The organism is Pantoea sp. (assembly GCF_032114055.1).
Lineage (GTDB): Bacteria > Pseudomonadota > Gammaproteobacteria > Enterobacterales > Enterobacteriaceae > Pantoea.
Genome location: NZ_DAMCTB010000001.1, coordinates 678,128 through 698,591 on the forward strand (window position 1 = coordinate 678,128; position 20,464 = coordinate 698,591).

The window sequence follows — 20,464 nt, forward strand, 5'->3', positions numbered from 1 at the left end:
TATAAACGAGCCAGGGGGAGAAATAAACCCCCTGGCCGGTCATTGTGAGAATTGTCTTAGAGATGAGTCACGATGTCTTTAATTAATCCTGGCCCCTGATAAATAAAGCCTGAATAAACCTGAACCAGCGTTGCGCCTGCGGCAATTTTTTCCCGCGCGGCGGTCAGCGAGTCAATACCTCCCACGCCGATAATCGGCAGACGGCCCTGCAGTTCCTGCGAGAGGCGCTGAATGACCGCGGTGCTGCGCGACTGGACTGGCCGTCCGCTCAGCCCCCCCTCTTCCTGCGCATATCTGAGACCGCTCACCAGCGAACGGTCCAGCGTGGTGTTACAGGCAATCACGCCGTCGATCTGATGACGGACTAAGCTGTCCGCCACCTGAATTAACTCCTCTTCCGAAAGATCGGGCGCAATTTTTACGGCCACCGGCACATATTTAAGATGACGCTGCTCCAGCTCTTTTTGTTTCTTTTTAATGGATGCGAGCAGATCGTCGAGTGCCTCGCCATATTGCAGCGAACGCAGGCCTGGCGTGTTGGGCGAGGAGATATTGATGGCGATATAACCGGCGTGGGCATAGACCTTCTCCATACAGATCAGGTAATCCTCTTTTCCCTGCTCGACCGGCGTGTCTTTATTTTTGCCAATATTGATACCCAGCACGCCGTCAAAACGCGCTTTCTTCACATTTTCGACCAGATGATCGACGCCGAGATTATTAAACCCCATCCGGTTGATAATGCCGCCCGCTTCGACCAGCCGAAACATTCGTGGCTTGTCATTTCCCGCCTGCGCGCGTGGCGTAACGGTGCCGACTTCAACAAAACCAAAGCCCATCGCCGCAAAGGCATCAATGCATTCGGCATTCTTATCCAGACCCGCAGCCAGGCCAAGCGCATTTTTAAAGGTCAGACCCATACAGGTGACGGGGCGCGACGGAAGATTCTGGCGGTAGAAGAGATCCAGCGGCGTGCCGTTCATGAAGCGCAGTTGCTGAAAGGTAAGTTCGTGCGCGCGCTCGGGGTCGAGTCTGAACAGCGCCGGTCGGACAATAGGATAAAACATGCACTCTCCTGAAAGACGGAAGCAATCGTTAAAGTCGGTGCACGGGAAATTGTGCGCCAGAATGGTAAAGTGCTCTGGCGCAAAAGTAAATCGAACGGCGGGGAGCGTGAAACTTAACGTAAATTACGTTGATCTCACGCGGCGGAATCGTTTACCGGCTGGCTTTTTACCTCAGAGGGAAACAGATATTCCCGCAGGATGCCGTGACGATGCATGATGGCAAAGATACCAAAGCAGACAAAGGCTTCCGCGCCGACCATCGACCATGCCGCACCGATCGCCCCGAACTTCCACGCCAGGAAACAGCATAGCGGCACGTTGATTACGCCTGCGGCCATCATGACCCACATACGCTGGCGAGCCAGCCCATGCGGGATCAGGATCTGTAAGCCAGCCGGATAAGCGACGTTACCGAACAGGAAGCAGAGCACAAAGACGCGCAGCACATCTGCCGACGGAATAAAGTCTTTACCCAGCAGAATAGAAACGACGAGATCGGCAAAAGCCCAGGTAAAGATAACGATCGACAGACTCAGCCCAAATGAGAGCAGCAGACTTTTGCGCGTCGCCGCTATCGCGGCACGTTTATCCCGGCCAAAAAGATGACTGACACGCGGGAAAAAGGCGCTGCCAATTTGCTCAGGTACGGAGTTCGCCGCTTTGCGCAGGCGATCTGCACCATTGTAGATCCCGACCATGTAGGTCGACGTAAAGGATGCAAGAATCACCACGTTGACGCTGTTAAACAGGTTAGCACCAGCAATCGCGATAAACACATCCAGGCTGTCGGTGATGCGCTGTTTGATTTCACGCGGTTCAAAGCGATAACGGCCAATGACCTTCATCTCCAGCACGAACTTCAGGGTAATCGCTGCGCTGATGATCGAGACCGTGCCCGGTATCAGGGCGGCCAGCCAGGTATCCTGCGGGGACTTCACCAGCAGAAAGGTCAGTGGAATCGCGCAGAAGTTACCAAAAGTGGCGATCATTGCTGTCTTGCCCAGCTTCTCAAAACCCTGCATCAGCCAGCCGAAGGAGAAAAGTGAACCAATCAGCGTGGTGCAGTTCGCCAGGATGATAAAGAACAGCGGATGCCAGGCAGGATTGAACCAGGTCGCCGTCAGTAATGTGCCGCTGGTGAGCACCAGCAGCATCAGCTTGGCATTAAACGTTGACCAGAAGAGCTGACTGACACGCTCTTTGTCATCACGATGGTGAGCAATATCTTTGGTCGTAAAGACATTGAACCCCCAGTCTGAAATGGTACTGCAATAGAGGACGCAGGCGATAGCCAGCGCCAGCGTACCCATCTGCTCTACCCCCAGAACACGGGCCAGATAAGGCAGCGTAGCCAGCGGAAACAGGAACGACGCACCGCGATATGCCAGCAGCGAGAAAATATTAATTACCAGACTTTTATCAAGAACTTTTGCCATGACGCAACAACCTTATACACATTGCATGTCTCACCTTCTCATTTCGCAAAGGCATAAACAATATTGCTTCACACTTTTCAGAATCAGGCTAATTTTCAGATTCAGGCGGCGCGCTTCAGCTCTTTTTTAACCTTGTAGTGCTGCAGCGTAATAAACAGTTCAGGCCGGTTGAACAGTAGCCACTCTTTGAAATTCTCTGTTTTCACATTCTGACCCATAAAGCGGATGGCATTAATCACATATTCCGGGACCGGCGTACCGTTATAGAGCGATAAATAGATCATCAGGCGAAACGAGTGCACTAAATAGGCTTTTTCCAGCTGACTGCGCCACGCAGATTTGACCTGCGAACCGGTTAAGGTATTCCAGGCATGCATAAAGGCATCGTAGCGCTGATAAAAAAACTCGTTACTCTTGGTACTGTTGGTCAGTGAACCGTGACGAATGCGCTGTTTATAATAGACGTGGCGGCTGACCCAGGCCTGCTGACTTTTGATAAACGCAGAGAGGGTAAAGTTATGATCTTCATGAACGCGTTTCACGAACCGCAATTTGTGTTGCTCAACAACCCGTCTGCTGACGATATAACTCCAGGCGGCCGAGGTATATCGGCCATTTCGCAGCAGGTGTAACAGGACCTCCTGCGGCTTTTGCTGTCCAAAGATGTCGTGACGCACTTTTGGCGAGGTGACATCGATCTGACCATCGCGGTAGACAGAAGAGTTAAAGCAGAACAGGTCCGTTTCCGGATGCTTTTCCGCGACAATCGCCAGTTCAGTGACCAGTCCATCCGTCACCACATCATCCGGGTCGCAGAAGAACAGGAACTGGCCGCGAGCCGCCTCAATCCCCACATCCCGGGCGTGACCGGCACCGGCGTTTTCCGTTGTAATTATTTTCACCTGCGGCAGATGTGCATAATTCTGTTCAAGCAAAGCCAGCGTTCTGTCGGTTGAACCATCATTCACAATGAGGATTTCATTGGGCGATTTAACCTGGCGTAATAAAGAATCCACGCACTCAACAATATATTTCTCAACATTGTAAGTGGGAATAATAACGGATAACAGGATGTCAGACATGTGCAATTCTCTGCTGTTAGAAAATAACAATACGATTCACCTGCCAGATGCAGGACCTGACCCAGGGCGAAACGTCGAAAAGAGTAGGGCTCTGTTATTATGATTGACGGAGTTGAGCCTGATTATCTTAAACCGGTTATCCAAAAAAAGACCAGTCGTAAAAAAATCTCTCAATCCCTCTTGCGCATATCACTGTTAACCAAAGTGCATCTATAACGCATAATGATGTTAAAAGCGTTGAGGTTCGATTTAAAATAGCCTGACCAGGCAGATGTAACCAGGTGGCGAAAAGCGTAAACGAATATCTGAAAGAGTGAAAAAAAACACCATTCCTTCATTTTTATTACACTATGCGATCTGCGATTTATCTTAATATTCTGCCGCTCTCTTCACACCGACGCTGATTTCTGGCTACTTAACCGGCCTGTTTTCTCTGCCGCTTCGTTTTAATTTTTTTCTGACCCCAAAATAAAACATTAAGCAATCAGACGAAAACGCGTTTTTTTCGCCAGCGGCTGATTCTGCCCTTCTTATATCATTTCTTTTAATGAATCTTTCACCTGTCTGTGCCCGATTTAAGAATAATCGGAAGCGCAGACTGACTTGCAGCTGTTGCCGCATCTATTTGCAGATTTCGCCCTTGCTTTGCCGGATAAATCATTTAAGCCCATTCCCCGGTTCTGACAGTATGAGGACATTAGTTCTCAATATTCGAAAATTAATAACTTTTAATTATAAGGAGTGATCATGCGCGTCATTACGCTGGCAGGCAGCCCACGCTTCCCCTCCCGCTCAACCTCACTGTTGACAATCTGTCAGCACAAGCTTGAGGCCCGTGGGGTTGAAGTCATTCCCTGGAATATTCACAACTTCCAGCCAGACGATCTGATTAATGCACGGTTCGATGCGCCTGCGCTGCTGGCACTGCGTGAAGATCTGGCGTCGGCAGATGGCCTGATCGTCGCGACCCCGATCTACAAAGCCTCATTTTCAGGCGCACTGAAGACGCTGCTTGACCTGCTGCCTGAGCGCGCCCTGGAACATAAAGTGGTGTTACCGCTGGCCAGCGGCGGCAGTGCGGGTCATCTGCTGGCAATGGACTATGCCCTGAAGCCGGTACTGAACGCCTTAAAGGCACAGGAGATCCTGCATGGCGTCTACGCCGGGGACCACCAGATTAATCACTATGACCGTCAGCCGGAACTGCAGGACGCTCTGTCTCAGCGTCTGGATGAAGCCGTTGCCGCTTTCTGGCTGGCACTGACGCGCCACCACCACCCCGTCGCGCAGGCGGTATAAGGAAGCGTTATGAAACTAAGATCAGGAATATGGCTGGTCGCATCACTGCTACTGACCAGCCTTCAGGTTAAGGCTGCCGAATCCGATCCGGCAGAGATTCGCATCGGCTATCAGAAGGGATCGGTGAGCATGGTGCTGGCGAAATCGCACCATCTGCTGGAGACACGTTTTCCCGATACGCAGATTAAATGGATAGAGTTCCCGGCGGGGCCGCAGATGCTGGAAGCGCTGAACGTCAACAGTATCGATCTCGGCAGCACCGGCGATTTACCGCCGCTGTTTGCGCAGGCTGCGGGCGCGGATCTGCTCTATGTGGGCGCGGAACCGCCAAAACCTAAAGCGGAAGTGATCCTGGTGCCCAAAAGCAGTCCACTGAAACAGGTCGCCGATCTGAAAGGGAAAAAAGTGGCGTTTCAGAAGGGCTCCAGCTCCCACAATTTACTGCTGCGCGCCCTGCAGCAGGCTGGCCTGAGTATTAAAGACATTACGCCGGTCTATCTGACGCCTGCCGATGCACGTGCCGCCTTCCAGCAGGGTAACGTGGATGCCTGGGCAATCTGGGACCCCTACTACTCCTCAGTGCTGCTGCAGGGCAATTCGCGCCTGCTGACGGATGGCAGTTCACTTAACCTGACCGGCTCCTTCTATCTGGCGACCCGCAGCTATGCCGAAGCGCATGGCGCGTTTATTCAGAAGGTGCTCAACACCTTCAGCGAGGCCGATGCGCTGACCATCAGCCAGCCACAGCAGAGCATCACGCTGCTGGCACAGGCGATGGGCCTGCCCGAACCGGTCATCGCCAGCTACCTCAGTCACCGGCCACCTACCCGGATTTCGCCGGTCAGTGCCGAAACCGCTGCGGCGCAGCAGCGTACCGCTGACCTCTTCTATGCCAATCATCTGTTGCCCGTAAAAGTGACGATCCAGGATCGACTCTGGCAACCGCATACCCTGACGCAATAAGGAGCAACAATGAGCGTATCTGTTTTCTGGTTTCTGCCGACCCATGGCGACGGTCACTATCTTGGCACCGCTGAAGGCGCCCGTCCGGTTGACCACGCCTATCTGCAACAGGTGGCCCAGGCCGCTGACCGTCTTGGTTTTGGTGGCGTCCTGATCCCCACCGGTCGCTCCTGCGAAGATGCGTGGCTGGTTGCCGCCTCGCTAATCCCTGTGACACAGCGTCTGCGATTTCTGGTGGCTCTTCGTCCCGGCGTGATTTCACCGACCCAGGCCGCACGCCAGGCCGCGACCCTGGATCGCCTCTCGAACGGTCGGGCGTTGTTCAACCTGGTCACTGGCGGCGATCCCGAAGAGCTGGCGGGCGATGGCGTGTTCCTCGATCACCGCGAACGTTATGCGGAATCAGCGGAATTTACCCGCGTCTGGCGTCGGGTGCTGGAAGGCGAAACCGTCGATTACGAAGGCAAACATGTGAAGGTGCGTGGTGCGCGCCTGATGTTCAGACCGGTGCAGCAGCCTCGCCCGCCGCTCTGGTTTGGCGGATCGTCTGAACCGGCGCAGGCGCTGGCGGCGGAACAGGTCGATGTTTATCTCACCTGGGGTGAACCTCCAGCTCTGGTCAAAGAGAAGATTGATCAGGTGCGCGCGAAAGCGGCTGCGCAGGGTCGGACAGTACGCTTTGGCATCCGGCTGCATGTGATTGTGCGGGAAACCACCGAAGAGGCCTGGCAGGCTGCCGACCGGCTGATTGCCCATGTCGATGATGCCACGATCGCGAAGGCGCAGGCGGCGTTCCAGCGGGCAGACTCTGTGGGCCAGCGCCGGATGGCTGCGCTGCATGGCGGTCGTCGCGACAAGCTCGAAATCAGCCCTAACCTCTGGGCTGGCGTCGGTCTGGTGCGCAGCGGTGCCGGAACCGCACTGGTTGGCGATGGTCCGACCGTCGCCGCCCGTATTAAAGAGTATGAAGCGCTGGGCATTGAAACCTTTATTCTCTCCGGCTATCCGCATCTGGAAGAAGCTTATCGCGTTGGCGAACTGCTGTTCCCGCATCTTGATCTGCAGGTTCCGCTGGTGCCTCAGCCGCGCGTGGTGCAGGCACATGGTGAAGCGGTCGCCAACGATTTTACCCCTGAGAAAAAAGCCGCCCGCGGCTGAGGAGAGGATGATGGCCAGAACCCGAAAACGCCTTGCGGATACGCTGGTGCCGTGGCTGCTGCCGACGCTGCTGATCGTGGTGTGGCAGATTGCCTCGCAAACCGGCTGGTTATCGACCCGCATTCTGCCCGCGCCTGAGAAAATTGTGACCACCTTCTGGCAACTCACCGCCAGCGGCGAACTCTGGCAGCATCTGGCGATCAGCAGCTGGCGGGCATTGATCGGTTTCAGCATCGGCGGTTCCATCGGTCTGGCGCTCGGGTTGATAACCGGCACCTCCAGAACCGGTGAACGCCTGCTGGATACCTCGTTACAGATGCTGCGCAATGTGCCGCATCTGGCTCTGATCCCACTGGTGATCCTCTGGTTCGGCATTGATGAGTCGGCAAAAATCTTTCTGGTGGCGCTGGGCACCCTGTTCCCTGTCTACCTCAATACCTATCACGGCATCCGTAATATCGACCGCGGGCTGGTGGAGATGGCACGCAGCTACGGGCTTTCCGGCTGGAGCCTGTTTATCCAGGTGATCCTGCCCGGTGCGCTGCCGAACATCATGGTGGGGGTGCGTTTCGCGCTGGGGCTGATGTGGCTGACGCTGATTGTTGCCGAGACGATTTCAGCCAACGCCGGGATCGGCTATCTGGCTATGAACGCCCGTGAGTTTCTGCAGACCGACGTGGTGATGGTCGCCATCATTCTGTACGCCCTGCTTGGCAAACTGGCGGATGTTGCCGCGCTGCTGCTGGAACGTCTCTGGCTGCGCTGGCATCCCGCTTATCAACTGAAGGAGGAGAACGCATGAGCCAGACTTTTTCACCAGCCCGCCTGAACAGCGGCACGCCGGTTGGCATAAACGGCGTCAGTAAAGGCTATGGCAATCGCACCATTCTCAACGAAATCGATCTGCATATCCCCGCGGGTCAGTTTGTGGCCGTGGTGGGCCGCAGTGGTTGTGGTAAAAGTACCCTGCTGCGTCTTCTGGCCGGACTGGAGCAGAACACCCGCGGTGAACTGCTGGCGGGCAATGCGCCGCTGGCGTCGGCGCGTGATGAAACCCGCCTGATGTTTCAGGATGCACGGCTGCTGCCGTGGAAAAAGGTGATCGACAACGTCGGGCTTGGCCTGCGCGGGCGCGAATGGCGCAGCGCGGCGAGGGAGGCACTGTCGGCGGTAGGACTGGCGGACCGGGCAGAGGAGTGGCCCGCCGCCCTCTCCGGCGGCCAGAAACAGCGTGTGGCCCTGGCCAGAGCATTAATCCACCGGCCTGGTCTGCTGCTGCTGGATGAACCATTAGGCGCTCTGGATGCCCTCACCCGCATTGAAATGCAGGACCTGATAGCATCGCTGTGGCAGCAGCACCATTTTACTGTGCTGCTGGTCACGCACGATGTCAGTGAAGCCGTTATAATGGCGGATCGCGTCCTGTTGATCGAAGAGGGTAAAATCGGGCTGGACCTGCTGATCGATCTGCCACGTCCACGGCGGCGTGGATCGGCGCGGCTGGCCGAGCTGGAGGCGGAGGTACTGGAGCGGGTGATGCAGCGCACAGAACAACCTCAGCCGTTACGTTACGCGCAGCATCGCTAAAAAAAGGCGGAGATCGTTCCGGACGCTCCGCCTTTTTGCTTTTGCTATCAGGCGTTCAGGGCGCGGCTGATTTTCTCGTAGAGGTCACCCGAGAGGTTATCCAGCTCCAGTAGCTGCTCAAGTGCCTGACGCATCAGCGCCTGACGCTCTTCGTCGTACCGTTTCAGACGAATCAGCGGCTCCACCATCCGCGCCGCGACCTGCGGGTTGCGGCTGTTCAGATCGGTGAGCATCTCGACCAGGAACTTATAGCCGCTGCCATCCGGAGCGTGGAACGCGGCCGGGTTAGCGGAGGCAAACGCACCAATCAGCGAGCGAACGCGGTTCGGGTTGCTCATGGAGAAAGAGCGGTGGTTCAGCAGGTTATGCACGTTGCGCATCACGTTCGCGGCCGGACTGGTTGCCTGCAGCACAAACCACTTATCCATCACAAGACCATCCTGATGCCAGCGCTCATCATACGCCGCCAGCAGCGTATCCCGACACGGCAGCTGGGCCGCCACGGCGGCAGAAAGCGCCGCCAGCGCATCGGTCATGTTAGTCGCCTGCTCATACTGCGTCTGCACCAGCTTATCCGCCAGCTGCGCATCGCTGAAGGCAAGATAGGTCAGGCAGACATTTTTCAGGCTGCGCTTGCCGATCGCGTGATGTTCCACGCGGTATTCAGGTTGCTGATTGGCGTTGTAGATGGCAAAGAACTCATCGGCGAGTTCGCGGGCCAGCGTACGCTGCAGCGCATCGCGCACCAGCGCAATCGCCTGCGGATCGATGGTATCAAACAGTTCGGCAATCTCATTCTCTGACGGCAGCGTCAGGATCAGCGCGGTCAGCGCCGGGTCGCTGTCGGTATCGAGCAGCACCGCACGGAAGGCGTCGGCCACATGCAGCGGCAGCGACAGATGCTGGCCCTGCTGATAGCGGGCGACGTTCAGCCGGATATAGGTTGCCAGCAGGCTCTGCGCCGCATCCCAGCGGGAGAAGTCGTTGCGGGCGTGACGCATCAGGAAGGTCAGCTGCGCATCACTCCATTTATAGTCGAGCTTCACCGGCGCAGAGAATTCACGCAGCAGCGACGGCACCGGCTGGAAGTAGACATTGTCGAAGATAAAGGTCTGGAACTCCTCGGTGACATTCAGCACCGAAGAGACCGGATGACCATTGTTCTGCAGTGGGATCACCTTGCCTTCGCCGTCATAGAGTTCGATATCCAGCGGAATATGCAGCGGCAGCTTCTCTTTCTGATCGGCAGTCGCCGGGGTGTGCTGCGTGACGTGCAGCGTATACTGCTCCAGCTCCGGATTATAATCATCGCGCACCGTCAGCACAGGCGTGCCCGACTGGCTGTACCAGCGGCGGAACTGCGAGAGATCAACGTTTGAGGCATCTTCCATCGCCTGCACGAAGTCGTCACAGGTGGCGGCACTGCCGTCATGACGATCAAAGTAGAGTTTCATGCCTTTCTGGAAGTTCTCTTCGCCCAGCAGGGTGTGCATCATGCGGATCACTTCCGATCCTTTCTCATACACCGTCAGGGTGTAGAAGTTATTCATCTCCATGACCTGATCCGGGCGGATCGGGTGTGCCATCGGGCTGGCATCTTCGGCAAACTGCGCACCGCGCACGATACGCACGTTGTCAATGCGGTTTACCGCGCGCGAACCCAGATCGGAACTGAACTCCTGATCGCGGAACACCGTCAGCCCCTCTTTCAGGCTGAGCTGGAACCAGTCGCGGCAGGTCACACGATTACCGGTCCAGTTATGGAAATATTCATGGCCGATGACCGCTTCAATCCCCAGATAATCTTTATCCGTCGCCGTTTCCGCTTTCGCCAGCACATATTTGGCGTTGAAGACGTTCAGCCCTTTGTTCTCCATCGCGCCCATATTGAAGAAGTCAACGGCCACAATCATAAAGATGTCGAGGTCATACTCCAGGCCGAAACGCTCTTCATCCCACTTCATACTGTTTTTCAGTGAGGTCATCGCCCAGTCCGCACGATCCAGATTGCCGCGATCGACGAAAATCTCCAGGGCCACATCACGACCTGAACGCGTGGTGAAGCTGTCGCGCAGGACGTCAAAGTCGCCCGCCACCAGCGCAAACAGGTAGCAGGGTTTCGGGAAGGGATCTTCCCATTTTACCCAGCTGCGCCCCTGATCATCGCGGCCGCTATCAATCCGGTTACCGTTGGAGAGCAGGAACGGATAGCGTTCACCGTCGGCATAAATGGTGGTGGTAAAGCGGGCCAGAACATCCGGCCGATCGAGATACCAGGTAATATGACGGAAGCCCTCTGCCTCACACTGGGTGCAGAGCGCCTCGCCCGATTTATAGAGTCCTTCCAGCGCGGTGTTCTGATCCGGATGAATTTCGTTGACGATTTTCAGGGTGAAGCTGTCCGGCAGCTGACTGACGATCAGCGCGCCCTCTTCTTCCCGGAAAGCGGTCCAGGGCTGCCCGTCGACCTCCAGCGCAATCAGCGTTAAATCTTCGCCGTCCAGACGCAGCTCTGCCTGGCTGTCGCCCTGTCGTTTAACCTGGCTGATGGCCGTGACCCGCGTGGTCGACGCATCCAGCTCAAAGGTTAAATCAATGTCAGTAATGGTGTAATCGGGCGCACGATAGTCGTGGCGATACTTGATTTGGGGCTGTTGCGTCATATTGCGTCTCGCGTTGTTATAAGTTTACCGGCAAAGTCTAAGCTGGTTACTACAAGCTTGCCACGCACAAAACACCGGAATGATTAAATGGCTACAGTTTGTTAACAAAGGCACAGATTGGCCTCGACCCGACCGACTGAAATATGCTGTGATCGGCTTCAGATAGTGAATTATACTTTTGCGTCTTTATGACTGTGTACAACACCGGGCTCTGCGCCACCGAACAGGATGCTGAAACGCGCCATGACAGGACATGCTTCCCCGATACTGACCTCGCTGCTGGATACGGACGCCTATAAGCTCCATATGCAGCAGGCCGTTTTCCACCGCTATCATGACGTCACGGTGAAGGCGGAGTTTCGCTGCCGCGGCGACGAACAGCTGGGTCTCTACGCTGACGAAATTCGTGACGCGATCGCTACCATGCAGGATCTGGCGCTCTCTGATGAAGAAGCGACATGGTTGTCTCATCTTCCCTTTTTCCGTCAGGACTATCTCCACTGGCTGCGCCAGTTTCGCTATAACCCGCATCAGGTTGAAGTCCGTAATCATCACGGCATGCTGGATATCCGCATTCAGGGGCCCTGGCGTGAAGTGATTATGTGGGAAGTGCCGTTACTGGCGCTGATCAGCGAGATCGTGCACCGTCATCGCACGCCGCAGGTTACTACCCAGCAGGCGGTCGACCATCTGCACCAGAAACTCAGCGCCTTTAAAACGGAGGTCGCTGACCTTGATATGTCACGCTTCCGCCTGATGGATTTCGGTACCCGTCGCCGCTATTCACAGGATGTGCAGGAGGCAATTGTCTCTACGCTGAAGCAGGATTTTCCATGGCTGATTGGCACCAGTAACTATGATCTGGCCCGGCGTCTCTCACTGACGCCGGTGGGCACCCAGGCGCATGAGTGGTTCCAGGCGTTTCAGCAGATCAGCCCGGTGCTGGCTAACAGCCAGCGTGCGGCGCTGCAGGCCTGGCTGGATGAGTATGATGACCAGCTGGGCATTGCCCTGACGGACTGTATTGCAATGGATGCGTTCCTGCGCGATTTCGGGCCTGTCTTCGCCAGTCGCTATCAGGGACTGCGCCACGACTCGGGCGATCCGGTCGAATGGGGAGAGAAAGCGCTTGCCCACTATCAGAAACTCGGTATCGATCCCCTCAGCAAAAACCTGGTTTTTTCTGACAACCTGAACCTCGACAAAGCGCTGGCGCTCTATCGTCATTTTGGTCAGCGCACTAACGTGGTCTTTGGCATCGGGACCCGCCTGACCTGCGACATTCCGGGCGTGACGCCGCTGAATATCGTGATCAAACTGGTGCAGTGCAACGGCAAGCCGGTCGCGAAACTCTCCGACAGCCCGGGTAAAACAATCTGCCAGGACAAGGCCTTTGTCCGCGCCCTGCGCAAAGCCTTTGATCTGCCTCTGGTGAAAAAAGCGAGCTGAATCCCGCTTAATCGGGGCGTTGATACGCCCCGCCTCTGCTGTAATAAATCCGCATTCCCCCTGAATTTTGCTTGTTTCCTGAAGACTCGCAAGTAACATAGCAAAACCCCGGATGGGGCAACTTTTTACTCACTTCTTCTATATAGAGAGATATTTATGAGCGTAGTGCCTGTAGCGGATGTACTGCACGGTCGCGTCGCGGTTGACAGTGAAGTCACCGTACGTGGTTGGGTGCGTACCCGAAGAGATTCAAAAGCCGGTCTTTCCTTCATCGCCGTCTATGATGGCTCCTGCTTTAATCCCGTTCAGGCTGTCGTCAATAATTCTCTGAATAATTATCAGGATGAAGTGCTGCGTCTGACCACGGGCTGTTCCGTTATCGTCACCGGTAAAGTGGTGGCCTCGCCAGGTCAGGGCCAGGCTTTTGAAATTCAGGCGACCGGCCTGGAAGTGGTGGGCTGGGTCGAAGATCCCGATAGCTATCCAATGGCAGCGAAACGCCACAGCATCGAATATCTGCGTGAAGTGGCGCACCTGCGTCCCCGCACCAACCTGATTGGTGCGGTCGCCCGCGTCCGTCATACGCTGGCGCAGGCGCTGCATCGCTTCTTCCATGAGAACGGCTATTTCTGGGTCTCTACCCCGCTGATTACCGCCTCCGATACCGAAGGCGCCGGCGAAATGTTCCGTGTTTCCACGCTGGATCTGGAAAACCTGCCGCGTAACGACCAGGGCAAAGTTGACTTCAGCGAAGATTTCTTTGGTAAAGAGGCGTTCCTGACCGTATCGGGTCAGCTGAATGGCGAGACCTACGCCAGCGCCCTGTCGAAAATCTACACCTTTGGCCCGACGTTCCGTGCGGAGAACTCCAACACCAGCCGTCACCTGGCGGAATTCTGGATGCTGGAGCCGGAAATTGCCTTTGCTTCACTGGATGATGCGGCTGACCTGGCGGAGGCCATGCTGAAGTATGTCTTTAACGCGGTACTGGAAGAGCGCGCCGATGATATGGCCTTCTTCGCAGAGCGCGTAGACAAAGATGCGGTAGAACGTCTGCAGCGCTTTATCACCACCGATTTCGCGCAGGTCGACTACACCGATGCGGTTGAGATCCTGATGAACTGCGATCAGAGCTTTGAAAACCCGGTTTCCTGGGGCATCGACCTCTCTTCTGAGCATGAACGCTATCTGGCAGAGAAACACTTCAAAGCACCGGTGGTAGTGAAAAACTACCCGAAAGAGATCAAAGCGTTCTACATGCGCCTCAACGACGATGGTAAAACCGTGGCGGCGATGGATGTTCTGGCGCCAGGCATCGGTGAAATCATCGGCGGTTCGCAACGTGAAGAGCGTCTGGATGTACTGGATGCGCGCCTGGAAGAGATGGGCCTGAATAAAGAAGACTACTGGTGGTATCGTGACCTGCGTCGCTACGGTACCGTGCCACATTCTGGTTTCGGTCTGGGCTTTGAACGTTTAATCGCCTATGTCACCGGCGTACAGAATGTCAGGGACGTTATTCCCTTCCCGCGTACGCCACGCAACGCGAGTTTCTGATATTCAGCATTAAATATAAGAAATTCATATATATAAAGAGGTCGGCACTGCCGGCCTTTTTTTATTTTTGTAAATTTTGAGATGTCTCACAAAGTTCCGTATTTTTTACATTTTGTAATACATATTTTCCTTTAGAAACCAGATTACGAGTTTAGTAGCATTTTCGCGCTAGAATTACGGCGGGGGGGATGGAAAGATGCGTGCAGACACAGGAAGACACCAAACTTCGTTCAGGGTTCCGTAAAGATTTCCTGACGGCAGTGGCAGGTGTACAAATAACTCCAATGAGGGTAATGAATAATGATGAAGCGCAATATTCTTGCAGTGGTTATCCCTGCTCTGTTAGCCGCCGGCGCAGCCAATGCTGCCGAAATCTATAACAAAGACGGCAACAAACTGGACCTGTACGGTAAAGCTGTCGGCCTGCACTACTTCTCTGACGATGCAGACAACGATGGTGACCAGTCTTATGCTCGCTTCGGCTTCAAAGGCGAAACACAGATCAATGACCAGCTGACCGGTTACGGCCAGTGGGAATACAACATTCAGGCAAACAATTCTGAAGGTTCTGACGCACAGAATGGCAACAAAACCCGTCTGGGCTTTGCCGGTCTGAAGTTTGGTGATGCGGGCTCAATCGACTACGGCCGTAACTACGGTGTGGTTTATGATGCAATCGGCTGGACCGATATGCTGCCAGAGTTCGGTGGTGATTCAGGATACTCAGATAACTTCATGAACGGTCGTAGCACCGGTCTGCTGACTTACCGCAACACCAACTTCTTCGGCCTGGTTGATGGCTGGGACTTCGCTGTTCAGTATCAGGGTAAAAACGAACGTACCGGTACCGACGGCCTGCGTCGCTCTAATGGCGATGGCTACGGTGTGTCAACCAGCTACGTTTCGCCAATCGGTGTAGGCTTCGCAGCGGCATATAGCAACAGCGACCGTACTGATGCGCAGGCAGCAGGCGCACAGACCACTATCACACCTAGCGCAGCGAATGGCGGCGGTGCGGCAGTTACCACTGTGACCGGTCAGGGTGCGGGTAAACGTGCTGAAAACTGGGCAACCGCTCTGAAGTATGATGCAAATAACGTTTACCTGGCCGCAATGTACGGTGAAACCCGTAACTCTACGCCGATCAGTACTTCAGGTACTCTGGCTAACGGTAACGCGTTCTCTGTTAGGGGTTTTGCAAACAAAGCTCAGAACATCGAACTGGTTGCACAGTATCAGTTTGACTTCGGTCTGCGTCCATCTCTGGCCTATGTACAGTCTAAAGGCAAAGATATCGAAGGCGTGGGCGATGCTGACCTGGTTAAATACTTCGACGTTGGCGCGACTTACTACTTCAACAAAAACATGTCTACCTATGTTGATTACAAAATCAACCAGCTGGATGACAACAACCGCCTGAATCTGAACACAGACGACGTGGTTGGTGTTGGTATCGTTTACCAGTTCTAATCCTGCTTCAGCATGTTGAAAAACGGGGCTCTGGCCCCGTTTTTTTATGGCTGCTCTTTCCCTGCATCGCGCTTCCTCCCGCTCTGTTACTCTGCCTGAACCTCTTCATTTCCCCATCGCGCTATTCGCACCGCAAAATAGAGGAATTTGTCTCGCAAACGGTTGGCATTTATCTGGCCGGACGTTAACCTGATAGCCCTCTTGCTAAAGTTCACGCTAATGGACCTGACACATGTTTGAATCGATCTCTGCTGCACCCGCCGATCCTATTCTTGGGCTGGCCGATCTGTTTCGTGCCGATGACCGCCCTGAAAAAATCAATCTGGGTATCGGCGTTTATAAAGACGAAACCGGCAAGACCCCGGTGCTGACCAGTGTTAAAAAGGCTGAGCAATACCTGCTGGAAAACGAAACCACAAAAAACTATCTCAGCATTGATGGTCTGGCAGATTTCGCCCGCTGCACGCAGGCCCTGCTGTTCGGTAACCAGAGCCCACTTATCACCGCCAGCCGCGCGCGCACCGCGCAGACCCCAGGCGGTACAGGCGCACTGCGTGTTGCAGCCGATTTTCTTGCCACGCAGACTGCGGTGAAGCGGGTCTGGATCAGCAATCCGACCTGGCCTAATCATCACAATGTGTTTCACGCCGCCGGTCTTGAAGTGTGTGACTATCACTATTACGACGCAGAGACCCATTCGCTGGACTTTGAAGGGATGATCGCGTCACTGCAGCAGGTTCAGCCGGGTGATGTGGTGCTGTTCCACGGCTGCTGCCATAATCCGACCGGGATTGACCCGACGGCGGAGCAGTGGCAGCAGCTGGCGCAGCTCTCACAGGCCAATGGCTGGCTGCCGTTATTCGACTTCGCCTACCAGGGCTTTGCCCGCGGTCTGGAGGAAGATGCTGAGGGTCTGCGCATCTTTGCCGCCTCACATCAGGAGCTGATCGTCGCCAGCTCTTACTCCAAAAACTTTGGTCTTTACAATGAGCGCGTGGGTGCAATTACGCTGGTTGCGGCGGATGCCGGTGTAGCCGATGCCGCATTCAGCCAGGTGAAATATACTATCCGCTCCAACTACTCCAACCCGCCGGCTCATGGTGCAGCTGTGGTCGCCACGATCCTGGGCAATGACACGCTGCGCACGATCTGGGAGCAGGAGCTGTCGGATATGCGTGAGCGCATCCAGCGCATGCGCCAGTTGTTTGTAAATACCCTGGCGGAAAAAGGCGCACAGCGCGACTTCAGCTTTATTATCAGGCAGAACGGTATGTTCTCGTTCAGCGGCTTAACCAAAGAGCAGGTGATCCGCCTGCGGGAAGAGTTCGGGGTTTATGCCGTCAACTCAGGCCGCGTGAACGTGGCAGGCATGACGCCAGACAATATGTCGGCGCTGTGTGAAGCGATTGTCGCTGTGCTGTAATGCAGACGACGAAACAAAAAATGGGCCGGATGGCCCATTTTTTTATGGCAGGAAAACCGCTGAGGTTTTACTGCAGGAAAGGGTTGCTGATGCGTTCATGACCCAGCGTGGAGATCGGGCCGTGACCGGGCAGAAACGTCACATCATCGCCCAGCGGCAGCAGTTTGCTGCGGATAGCCGCGATTAACTGCTGATGATCGCCCTGCGGGAAGTCAGTACGCCCGACGCCGCCATTGAAAATGACGTCACCTGAAACCAGCAAGCGCCCCGGACGATCAAAGAACACGACATGCCCGGGCGAGTGTCCCGGACAGTGCAGCACCTCCAGCGTGGTCAGGCCAACCTGCACACTCTCGCCCTCTTCCAGCCAGCGGTCGGGAGTAAAAGGCGCGCACTCTTCCAGTCCGAACATCCGGCTTTGCGTGGGCAACGCCTCCAGCCAGAAAGCATCGCGCTTTTGCGGCCCCACAATCTGAATATCATAGAAGGCGGCCAGTTCCACGGCGGCCCCGACATGATCCAGATGGCCATGCGTCAGCAGGATCTGAGCCGGTTTAAGGCTGAGCTGCTCCAGCGTTTGCTTAATCAGTTCAGCATCGCCGCCGGGGTCGACCAGCGCGGCTTCGCGCGTGGTTTCACACCAGATAACAGAACAGTTTTGAGCAAAGGCTGTAACAGGAATAATGTGGTAGTTCATAACGCTCCATGACCGGCTCACGCAGCGTTGCCGGTGTCGTTACCAGTGCCTGACCGGCCCGGTGTCAATGTGTACAAAGTTACTGCGGGGGTAATATCCTACACCACCGGCGCGCAGAGATAACGCCGCTTTGCGTACATTCGCTAACGAAACCCCTTCGATATGAAAATCCATCGCCTGACCTTTGGTGTGATAGCTGTGCCTGGCTACCCCGGAACCGCTTTCCCGCAGCATATTATTGGTGGCCAGAGAGCGATAACCTGACACCAGCTGTATCGGCTTGCGCACGCCCAGCAGGGCCTGGAGACGGAAGATTTGGTCAAACAGATGGGGGTCGATGCTTTTGACTTTGTTAGCGCGATAATCCCGGAAGAAGTGATTTAATCGTGACAACTCATCCTTGTCGTAACTCTTACCATTAAAAAACTCAGTTTTAAGGGTTTCACCGGTATGAAGGTTATTGAGCATCAACACACGCGGACGAGAGGTTGAAAGCGAGGCCCTGGCAGAAGCTGGCAGAAGTGCCAGTCCGGCGGCGGCGCTACCGCAGAGCAGTAGTTTGCGACGAAAAGAATCAATAGTAGACATGTAGCGGATTACCTGAGAGTCAAGCCATAGTCATGTGCAAAAAGCGCACAGGCCGAACCATAACTTTCTCTCAGGTGAGCGTCAACCCACCCGCAAGCCGTCTGCGAGGCGACCCGCACCGGGATCGCCGCTGACGCGCTTTTGTGTGTGCACTGCTAACGATGCAAAATCAATCACTAGAGCAGCAATTGCTCTGCCCGGCTCAGTGCCTGACTGCCTGAACGCGCGGTGTCATCATAATTGTAAATATCTGTACGGAACTGCGGTTTGCCATCATCCGCAACCCATGCCGTCAGATAGTAAAGATTAACCGGAATGCGATGGCGGATCGGCACATAGCGGGTATCGCCCTCTTTCAGCGTGCTGGAAATACGGGAGTCGTTCCAGCCCGCATCCTGCAGTAACAGACCTGCCAGTTCAGAGGCCTTATTCACCCTGACACAGCCTGAGCTGAGCGCACGAATATCGCGCTGGAACAGATTGTGATTAGGCGTGTCGTGCAGATAGATCGCATCGGAACTGGGCATGTTGAATTTATAACGACCCAGCGCGTTGGCTTCACCCGGTGCCTGAATCAGCCGGTAAGGAAACGAGGAGGCGGACACCATGCGCCAGTCGATCATGCTGGGATCGATCACTTCGGCATCCGCGCTCCAGCCCGACAGCAGAGTGTAGCCATGCTTGTAGAGATAGGTCGGGTCCTGCTTCACTTTGGGAATGATATCTTTGCGCACCAGCGTCGTCGGCACGTTCCACGGCGGATTCAGCACCACATTATTCAGCGCACTGCGCATCAAAGGCGTTTTGCGATCGGGGCGGCCGACAATCACCCGTGAGGAGAGAATCTTGTTGCCGTTGTTGTAATAGATGAGCGAGTAGTTGGCGATGTTAACCATGATGCCATTGTGCATGTCGTCCGGCAGCAGACGCAGCCGCTGAATATTCAGCGCCAGCAGCGAGGCACGCATCTGCGGAGAGACATTGAGCCACTGCCGTGTTCTGGTCCCGATAGCCCCATCGCCGTCCAGTCCCTGCCACTGCTGGAAACGCTTCACCGCCGCCACCAGCGATTCGTCATAGATATTGGCCGTGTTGCCTTCCAGCGTCTGACTCCGGACGTTGCCAGGCGCCTGCGGCACTGGCGCAATCAGATGGGTAATTGGCGCAGCAGAAGGGCTGACCGTCACCGGCTGGTCACTGTGCGTCACCGGTGAAGGTGCCACGGGCACCGCATCGTCATCAGGTGCGGGTGCATTCACCTGCGCCGTTAACATGCCGCTGCGCTGCAATATTTCACGCAGTGCCGGCACATCCTCGCTGACCTGACCTGGACGCAGCGTTTCACTGCTTTTCAGCTGGGGCCAGGGTTGTCTGTCGCTGAGCAGCTGCTTCAGGGCGGCATGCATCAGTTTATACTGTGGATGCTGCGGCTGGAGCGAGGAGACAAAGTGGCTGGCCGCCCCGGCGTTCACTGCATTCTGCCATTGATTGACAACCGCGACCGAGGGTTGCGTGAGCCTGTAAGGCACGTTGCTGTAGAGCCAGGTTTCCCCCTGGGTCGGGACACTGGAGACGAACTGCAGATAGCCGAGCATCGCATCAGAGAGGGTGACATCCCGTGCAAAACCGGTAATCGACGGATTTGTCAGACGCTCAACCCAGCGCGTGAACTGTGGCTGCACGCCGGAAAGCGCTACCTCAGCCAGCTGCTGCTGGAACTTCTCCACTGCCTGCGTATCCTGCCAGAGCGGCTGCATATTGCGGGACGCATAAAGCGTCGCCAGTGGCGCCTGGTAGAAAGGCTGGTCGGCGCTGGAAAAAGCCTGGCGGATACGTTGCTGACTTTCAGAGACGGAGAGCGCCGCATGCGTTTTACCGGGCAGCGCAGCGATAATCGCGGCCTGTGGTAGCGTAAATGGAACAGCAGTTAGCGCCAGCGCTAACAATGATACAACGCGATGATGATTAACCTTTTTTACCAGCAACATCCCTGCCCCCTTATCTTCTCAACTCCGCAGCGCTCCC

Annotated in this window: 16 protein-coding genes; 9 read left to right on the forward strand and 7 right to left on the reverse strand. The window is 55.4% G+C overall.

The features are described 5' to 3' along the window. Positions 1 to 56 precede the first annotated feature (56 nt). From pyrD to RT657_RS03275, 3 genes are all read right to left on the reverse strand, one after another. On the reverse strand, positions 57 to 1,067 hold the full coding sequence (gene pyrD / locus RT657_RS03265) for a quinone-dependent dihydroorotate dehydrogenase (RefSeq protein ID WP_313652465.1): 1,011 nt from the start codon (positions 1,065 to 1,067) through the stop codon (positions 57 to 59). Between the two features lie 134 nt (positions 1,068 to 1,201). After that, positions 1,202 to 2,503: a flippase gene (locus RT657_RS03270; RefSeq protein ID WP_313652466.1), complete on the reverse strand. Its 1,302-nt coding sequence runs from the start codon at positions 2,501 to 2,503 to the stop codon at positions 1,202 to 1,204. Positions 2,504 to 2,604: 101 nt separating this feature from the next. Then, on the reverse strand, positions 2,605 to 3,585 hold the full coding sequence (locus tag RT657_RS03275) for a glycosyltransferase family 2 protein (protein WP_313652467.1): 981 nt from the start codon (positions 3,583 to 3,585) through the stop codon (positions 2,605 to 2,607). Positions 3,586 to 4,332: 747 nt separating this feature from the next. On the opposite strand from RT657_RS03275, the gene ssuE reads away from it, so the two are divergent. Genes ssuE through ssuB form a run of 5 tightly spaced genes read left to right on the forward strand, consistent with a single transcriptional unit; the run spans position 4,333 to position 8,592 of the window. Beyond that, positions 4,333 to 4,884 carry an NADPH-dependent FMN reductase gene (gene ssuE, locus RT657_RS03280; RefSeq protein ID WP_313652468.1) on the forward strand — a complete coding sequence of 184 codons (552 nt, stop codon included), beginning with the start codon at positions 4,333 to 4,335 and terminating at the stop codon, positions 4,882 to 4,884. A gap of 9 nt (positions 4,885 to 4,893) precedes the next feature. Further along, complete coding sequence (locus RT657_RS03285; protein ID WP_313652469.1) at positions 4,894 to 5,847, forward strand: sulfonate ABC transporter substrate-binding protein; 954 nt, start codon at positions 4,894 to 4,896, stop codon at positions 5,845 to 5,847. 9 nt (positions 5,848 to 5,856) lie between these two features. Next, positions 5,857 to 7,005 carry an FMNH2-dependent alkanesulfonate monooxygenase gene (ssuD, locus tag RT657_RS03290; RefSeq protein WP_313652470.1) on the forward strand — a complete coding sequence of 383 codons (1,149 nt, stop codon included), beginning with the start codon at positions 5,857 to 5,859 and terminating at the stop codon, positions 7,003 to 7,005. Positions 7,006 to 7,015: 10 nt separating this feature from the next. Further along, the gene (ssuC, locus tag RT657_RS03295) at positions 7,016 to 7,807 is read left to right on the forward strand and encodes an aliphatic sulfonate ABC transporter permease SsuC (protein ID WP_313652471.1); all 792 of its coding nucleotides are present in this window, start codon (positions 7,016 to 7,018) and stop codon (positions 7,805 to 7,807) included. Then, positions 7,804 to 8,592: an aliphatic sulfonates ABC transporter ATP-binding protein gene (gene ssuB, locus RT657_RS03300; RefSeq protein ID WP_313652472.1), complete on the forward strand. Its 789-nt coding sequence runs from the start codon at positions 7,804 to 7,806 to the stop codon at positions 8,590 to 8,592. Before ssuC ends, ssuB begins: the two co-directional genes overlap by 4 nt. A gap of 47 nt (positions 8,593 to 8,639) precedes the next feature. On the opposite strand, the gene pepN is transcribed toward ssuB, so the two are convergent. Then, positions 8,640 to 11,255 (reverse strand): aminopeptidase N, encoded by a 2,616-nt coding sequence (pepN, locus tag RT657_RS03305; protein WP_313652474.1) that lies wholly within the window; start codon positions 11,253 to 11,255, stop codon positions 8,640 to 8,642. Between the two features lie 243 nt (positions 11,256 to 11,498). Between pepN and pncB the strand changes: the two genes are divergently transcribed. From pncB to RT657_RS03325, 4 genes are all read left to right on the forward strand, one after another. After that, the gene (pncB, locus tag RT657_RS03310) at positions 11,499 to 12,704 is read left to right on the forward strand and encodes a nicotinate phosphoribosyltransferase (protein WP_313652476.1); all 1,206 of its coding nucleotides are present in this window, start codon (positions 11,499 to 11,501) and stop codon (positions 12,702 to 12,704) included. A 156-nt stretch (positions 12,705 to 12,860) separates the two neighbouring features. Then, positions 12,861 to 14,261: an asparagine--tRNA ligase gene (asnS, locus tag RT657_RS03315; protein ID WP_313652478.1), complete on the forward strand. Its 1,401-nt coding sequence runs from the start codon at positions 12,861 to 12,863 to the stop codon at positions 14,259 to 14,261. A gap of 300 nt (positions 14,262 to 14,561) precedes the next feature. Continuing rightward, positions 14,562 to 15,731, forward strand: a complete 1,170-nt coding sequence (ompF, locus tag RT657_RS03320; RefSeq protein WP_313652479.1) for a porin OmpF — start codon at positions 14,562 to 14,564, stop codon at positions 15,729 to 15,731. Positions 15,732 to 15,963: 232 nt separating this feature from the next. Next, positions 15,964 to 17,154 (forward strand): amino acid aminotransferase, encoded by a 1,191-nt coding sequence (locus RT657_RS03325; protein WP_313652480.1) that lies wholly within the window; start codon positions 15,964 to 15,966, stop codon positions 17,152 to 17,154. A 67-nt stretch (positions 17,155 to 17,221) separates the two neighbouring features. Here RT657_RS03325 and RT657_RS03330 read toward each other — a convergent pair whose 3' ends face one another. The 3 genes from RT657_RS03330 to ldtD form a co-directional block, all read right to left on the reverse strand. Beyond that, positions 17,222 to 17,851 carry an MBL fold metallo-hydrolase gene (locus RT657_RS03330; protein ID WP_313652481.1) on the reverse strand — a complete coding sequence of 210 codons (630 nt, stop codon included), beginning with the start codon at positions 17,849 to 17,851 and terminating at the stop codon, positions 17,222 to 17,224. Between the two features lie 39 nt (positions 17,852 to 17,890). After that, positions 17,891 to 18,439 (reverse strand): YcbK family protein, encoded by a 549-nt coding sequence (locus RT657_RS03335; RefSeq protein ID WP_313652482.1) that lies wholly within the window; start codon positions 18,437 to 18,439, stop codon positions 17,891 to 17,893. Positions 18,440 to 18,615: 176 nt separating this feature from the next. After that, positions 18,616 to 20,427 carry a L,D-transpeptidase gene (gene ldtD, locus RT657_RS03340; protein ID WP_313652483.1) on the reverse strand — a complete coding sequence of 604 codons (1,812 nt, stop codon included), beginning with the start codon at positions 20,425 to 20,427 and terminating at the stop codon, positions 18,616 to 18,618. Positions 20,428 to 20,464 lie beyond the last annotated feature (37 nt).

What these genes read in the sequence shown, in the direction of transcription:
- ssuD (WP_313652470.1), top strand. Translation starts at nt 5,857, where the DNA reads ATGAGCGTATCTGTTTTCTGGTTTCTGCCGACCCATGGCGACGGTCAC.
- ssuE (WP_313652468.1), top strand. Translation starts at nt 4,333, where the DNA reads ATGCGCGTCATTACGCTGGCAGGCAGCCCACGCTTCCCCTCCCGCTCA.
- pyrD (WP_313652465.1), bottom strand. Translation starts at nt 1,067, where the DNA reads ATGTTTTATCCTATTGTCCGACCGGCGCTGTTCAGACTCGACCCCGAG.
- RT657_RS03275 (WP_313652467.1), bottom strand. Translation starts at nt 3,585, where the DNA reads ATGTCTGACATCCTGTTATCCGTTATTATTCCCACTTACAATGTTGAG.
- ldtD (WP_313652483.1), bottom strand. Translation starts at nt 20,427, where the DNA reads ATGTTGCTGGTAAAAAAGGTTAATCATCATCGCGTTGTATCATTGTTA.
- ssuC (WP_313652471.1), top strand. Translation starts at nt 7,016, where the DNA reads ATGGCCAGAACCCGAAAACGCCTTGCGGATACGCTGGTGCCGTGGCTG.
- ompF (WP_313652479.1), top strand. Translation starts at nt 14,562, where the DNA reads ATGATGAAGCGCAATATTCTTGCAGTGGTTATCCCTGCTCTGTTAGCC.
- asnS (WP_313652478.1), top strand. Translation starts at nt 12,861, where the DNA reads ATGAGCGTAGTGCCTGTAGCGGATGTACTGCACGGTCGCGTCGCGGTT.
- ssuB (WP_313652472.1), top strand. Translation starts at nt 7,804, where the DNA reads ATGAGCCAGACTTTTTCACCAGCCCGCCTGAACAGCGGCACGCCGGTT.
- RT657_RS03325 (WP_313652480.1), top strand. Translation starts at nt 15,964, where the DNA reads ATGTTTGAATCGATCTCTGCTGCACCCGCCGATCCTATTCTTGGGCTG.
- RT657_RS03270 (WP_313652466.1), bottom strand. Translation starts at nt 2,503, where the DNA reads ATGGCAAAAGTTCTTGATAAAAGTCTGGTAATTAATATTTTCTCGCTG.
- pepN (WP_313652474.1), bottom strand. Translation starts at nt 11,255, where the DNA reads ATGACGCAACAGCCCCAAATCAAGTATCGCCACGACTATCGTGCGCCC.
- RT657_RS03285 (WP_313652469.1), top strand. Translation starts at nt 4,894, where the DNA reads ATGAAACTAAGATCAGGAATATGGCTGGTCGCATCACTGCTACTGACC.
- RT657_RS03330 (WP_313652481.1), bottom strand. Translation starts at nt 17,851, where the DNA reads ATGAACTACCACATTATTCCTGTTACAGCCTTTGCTCAAAACTGTTCT.
- pncB (WP_313652476.1), top strand. Translation starts at nt 11,499, where the DNA reads ATGACAGGACATGCTTCCCCGATACTGACCTCGCTGCTGGATACGGAC.
- RT657_RS03335 (WP_313652482.1), bottom strand. Translation starts at nt 18,439, where the DNA reads ATGTCTACTATTGATTCTTTTCGTCGCAAACTACTGCTCTGCGGTAGC.